Consider the following 4826-nt stretch of genomic DNA (forward strand, 5'->3'; position numbering starts at 1 on the left):
TCTATTTTTTTTAAAAAGGTCAATGGGCATATATTCATCGGATGGTTGCTGATTGAAGCTGTGATATTCTGTAAAATATGACTCTTTTGGAAGATTCTATTTTTGAGGCTTGCGTTCGGAAGAACTCTCCCTCGCAAATTTATTTGGAATTGTTGAAGAAAAGATAGGCAAAGCAGGGTAGGGTGCTATCGGTAAATTCCTTGAACTGAATAACCTCGTTAAATTCAAAACAAAATCAATGATCCTTTTTAAACTGAAACACCCGGTAGGATAAGGATTTTCTATGAAATTGCATTTTGAATCCTACATGCTGAAAAATCTTCAAACGGTTCAATCTGTCTGTTTTTACGTCGGTCGCTTTAAAATTGATAGTAGGTTGCCCCCAACGCTTGGGTAACGGGCAGCAAGGGTTTCCAATAAAGTTCATTGGAAGCACATCATTCAAAAGTTTTTTCAACCTTTAAAAAGAAGGAGACCCTTGCTGTCCGGTTCACACACCTGTTAGCACATTCTTTGATGTAAGATTTAAAATGGGATTTCATTTTCATTTTCATCTTCTTCGATATGCTCTCGATCTTCATCAGTTTTGATATACTCCCACATTTCGTTCTGATGCAACCAAATTGGGTCAGCATTTCTTAAAATAAATTCATCTACATCCATTCCATCAATCATAGGACGTCTTTTTACTCTAACTTGTTTGCCATTCATGAACACCCACTCATATTTTTTTCGGCGCTCGGCCTTTTCAGCTTTTATAGCTCGTTTTTGCGCTGTTGTGAGTTTCTTTTTGATTTTTGGCATTTCTGAAGTTACTTTCCCTTTTTAATGGTTTAAATATCCATCGTAGCTTTGGTCATTTGAGATTGGCCTAACTCCGTCAGAAAAACTTCATCAATAGTCCGAATTCCACATACTGGACACATAATTGGTTTTTCAAAATCGGATCTAAATGTTTGCTCATTCATTTTTATTATACCGACATCAGAGTCGAATATGCCTTTACATTTTTTACACTCAAAATTTATTTCCATGCTTCCCCTTTGTATTGCTAATATTTAGCTCACAAATTTATCTGTGTGCAGCAGCTTGTTAACAGACCCGAAAAAAGTGGGATAAGGGCTATCATTAATTTGCCGCTAAAGCTTCAGCGATAACAGATTATCGGGCGATTGTCCATCCCGCGCCCGGTGTCCTTGCTAACGCTTGGGTAACGGGCAGCAAGGGTTTCCAATAAAGTTCATTGGAAGCACATCATTTCAAAGTTTTTCAATCTTTAAAAAGAAGGAGACCCTTGCTGTCCGGTTCACCCGCCTGTTAGGATTTTTCTGGCATTCATCTTTCTTATGAAATTTCTGCTTCCTCCCGGACAATTCTCTCAATATTTTCACCAAAAGTTTGTAGATATTTCTCTCTACCGCAGGTATATGATGGCAGTACCCATTCCATTTCTTTCAAACTATTCAAGATTATAGGAAGTTTTTCCCAAGGTATTGAGATGTTTACCATGCCCTCACCTTTAATTCCCCTCGCAATTTTTCCAAACCCCATTCCTTCAACTTGATAATTCACTTTACCTGATTTGTACGGGTAGACTAAAAGATATGCACAGGATAAAACCGAAGCCGACTTAGATTCCCAAAGCTCTCCAGTAGTATAACTCATCGCCCTTAATACGATTTCAGCCTGTCGGACATCGGCAGTAAGAACCAAAACATCAGGCTCTAAAATCATTTTACCTAACGGTGCAAAAACTGCATAATTTACGACACCTTTTTTAAACTTTGGTAATTCATTATACATACGCCCATTAGCACGCTCGTCCTGGAACATTCCTAAAGCCGGTCCTATTTTTCCAAATTCTGCAAATACCGGGGTATCGGTCATACCCAAAACAAAATGACCGGCGCAATCTTCATTATCTGCCTGCATGTAAAAACAGCTATCTGTTTTGCGGGCTTCTTTTACCATCTCACATAATCCCAACTTTTTATCTAATTTGTTTATTCCCTCCGGCTTGTCATGTAAAAAATTAACTCCAACCGGTTTTGCATCGAACTTAAATTTTTCGAATATTGATAAATCGGTAGATAACGGTCTCATGCTTAGCTCCTTTCGTAATAAACTCAATTAATAAAATTCTTGGCTACCGACATAAAGCGGGACAGTTTAAACCGGTTGATGAGAATCTTCCAGCACGTAAGCCTCAGAAACAGGGCCTTCCAGAAGAGCCTTATTCTACGGGGTGTCCTGGCTTAAATCAGTGGCCAAATTCTTGTATGATAAATAATTTTAACTCATTTTTGCGACTACAAACGTTATTGACAGCAATTTCAATACGTTACAGCTTTTATATGGTGTGTTATGGCACTAAATTTGTTCATTCTGCCTCATAAACTATTGAAAATAGTGATCTTTTATTACATCAAAATAATTAAAAACTCTGTTTATTTTTAATGCTTGAAATCTTATTACGAAATATTGTAGTGCCAAGTTTGGTGCTATACAAAAAAACAACTACTTGATATCATATAAATTATTTCTTCTTATTCGCAAAGATGGATTAAGGTTATAGAGTTGATTGCCTGGGTACTTCCTGGGATATTATACTGAATTCCTAACGCTTGGGTAACGGGCAGCAAGGGTTTCCAATAAAGTTCATTGGAAGCACATCATTTCAAAGTTTTTCAATCTTTAAAAAGAAGGAGACCCTTGCTGTCCGGTTCACCCGCCTGTTAGCAAAATATTTTCTTTTTTTGCAAAAAACCTTTTACTTGATCTATAGTTAAAGGTTCGCTTTTATTTCTATGAAACATTCTGTGGCAATTTGAACAAACCACTGTCATATCATTAATCGGACACACTTTTTTTGACGGATCAAGCTTAGAAACAGGGGTCAAGTGATGCACCTCTATAAAGCCTTCACCTTGAGGGCCATAGAATTCTTTAAAATTGAATCCACATACCTTACATTCAAATCCATGTTCCTTTATGGTTGCAATTCGCAACTGGCTGTTGCGCTCATAATAGCTGGAAAGACGATATTTTTTTTCACCTTCGAAAAATTCCTGTTCTAACTCAAAATTGGATAAATCCTCATCAATTTGTTCATAAAGCTTATCTTTTTTTATATGATAATTTCCGTAATCGTCTTTAATATCTACAGCTAAACTACTATTGCTATGCATTAAGAATTTCCCATTTTCAATAATTGCAGTCCATCTGTTTTTAAACTTACCAGTCGTCTTGTGTTCATCGACGAATAGATGTTTAATTTTTTAAACGGGATATTGAAAAAGTCATTATCTTTTTGCCTGTCTGTCCAAATCACCAAATAAAAGTCATCGCCAAATTTCTTTTTTAGCTTTTCAATAACTGATTTTTGAAATCCAACCCATTTGTTGTGAGAAGTAGCATTTAGAACGTAATGCTTTCCACCCGTATTCCAATTTTTAAATTTAAAAGCTTTGTTCATAAAGCATGCCTGCTAACGGTTGGGTAACGGGCGGCAAGGGTTTCCAAAAAAGTTGATTGAAAGCACATCGTTTAAAAGTTTTCTCAACCTTTAAAAAGAATGAGACCCTTGCCGTCCGGTTCACCCGCTGGTTGGGAAACCGGAGGTTCTAATCTTTTACAAAGGTCAATGTGCCTATATATCAGATGATTGCTGCATCAAGCCGGAACGTCCTGTAAAATAAGTCTTTTGGGGAAAACTCAATTTTTGAGGCTTGCAGGCTGTAGAACTTTTCTTGCAAATTTATCTGAAACTGTTGACTAAAAATTAGTGAAGCGGGGTAGGCAACTATCGGTCAGTTCTTTGAGAAATAACTCCGCTAAATTCATTACAAAATCAATGGTCTCAATTTAGTGCTGATACACATTCCACAAACGGCAAAAAATAATTTCAACTATCATACCGGCTGGTAGGTTTCTCAACGTTTGGGTAACGGGCAGCAAGGGTTTCCAAAAAAGTTAATTGAAAGCACACCATTTAAAAGTTTTTTCAACCTTTAAAAAGAATGAGACCCTTGCTGTCCGGTTCACCCGCTGGTTGGGAGACCGAGGGTTCTAATTTTTACAAAGGTCAATATGCATATATGCATAGGATGTTTGCTGATTTAAGCCAGGACTTACTGTAAAATAAGCTTCTTCAGGAAAAACTTTTTTTGAACCTTACATACCAGAGAAATCACCCTGCAAATTTATCTGGAACCGTTGATAAAAAAAATCGAGAAGCAGGGTAGGGAACTATCGGTCAGCTTTTTGAGGGATAACTCCGCTAAATTAACTACAAAATCAATGGTCTCAGTTTAGTACTTATACACATTCCTCAAACGGTAAAAAATAATTTCAACGATCATACTGGCTGGTAGGTATCTCAACGTTTGGGTAACGGGCGGCAAGGGTTTCCAAAAAAGTTGATTGAAAGCACATCGTTTAAAAGTTTTCTCAACCTTTAAAAAGAATGAGACCCTTGGCGTCCGGTTCACCCGCTGGTTCGGGCTTTGGTAACTCAATGATTTTTTACTTCTTTTCACTTGAAGCCCCTTGGCCAGCCATAATGAGCCTTTCGATGACAGTTCGGACAGAGAGCTACCGCATTGGCAACAGTGTCTTCACCGCCTTCCGAAAGCGGTTTTTTATGATGGACTTCAAGATACGGAGAGTTATTCGCACGGCGTACAAATGGAGCCGGATTTTTGCAGTACTCACAGTATCCATTTGCAATAAATAGAACCTCAGCCACGACATCAGGATTCCGGGCAAAGGAAACCGATATAACCTCGATTTTATTCGGGATAGCCCGAGCATTTTCTATCCGTTTG

The 4826-nt window shown here is 37.8% G+C and carries 6 protein-coding genes; all 6 read right to left on the bottom strand.

Annotated elements, in window-relative coordinates:
* Positions 1–525: 525 nt before the first annotated feature.
* Positions 526–804: a hypothetical protein gene (locus tag BLT94_RS21490; RefSeq protein ID WP_092238776.1), complete on the bottom strand. Its 279-nt coding sequence runs from the start codon at positions 802–804 to the stop codon at positions 526–528.
* Between the two features lie 29 nt (positions 805–833).
* Positions 834–1034 (bottom strand): hypothetical protein, encoded by a 201-nt coding sequence (locus BLT94_RS21495; RefSeq protein WP_092238779.1) that lies wholly within the window; start codon positions 1032–1034, stop codon positions 834–836.
* Between the two features lie 310 nt (positions 1035–1344).
* Entirely contained in the window at positions 1345–2103 is a 759-nt protein-coding gene (locus tag BLT94_RS21500; RefSeq protein WP_092238781.1) for a DUF169 domain-containing protein, read from the bottom strand.
* Between the two features lie 632 nt (positions 2104–2735).
* Positions 2736–3188 carry an HNH endonuclease gene (locus tag BLT94_RS21505; protein WP_092238784.1) on the bottom strand — a complete coding sequence of 151 codons (453 nt, stop codon included), beginning with the start codon at positions 3186–3188 and terminating at the stop codon, positions 2736–2738.
* Positions 3188–3475, bottom strand: a complete 288-nt coding sequence (locus BLT94_RS21510; RefSeq protein WP_092238787.1) for a hypothetical protein — start codon at positions 3473–3475, stop codon at positions 3188–3190. Before BLT94_RS21510 ends, BLT94_RS21505 begins: the two co-directional genes overlap by 1 nt.
* 1059 nt (positions 3476–4534) lie before the next feature.
* A partial coding sequence (locus BLT94_RS21520; protein ID WP_139169106.1) for an HNH endonuclease occupies positions 4535–4826 on the bottom strand: 292 nt, incomplete at its 5' end.

The organism is Desulfobacula phenolica (genome assembly GCF_900105645.1).
Lineage (GTDB): Bacteria > Desulfobacterota > Desulfobacteria > Desulfobacterales > Desulfobacteraceae > Desulfobacula > Desulfobacula toluolica.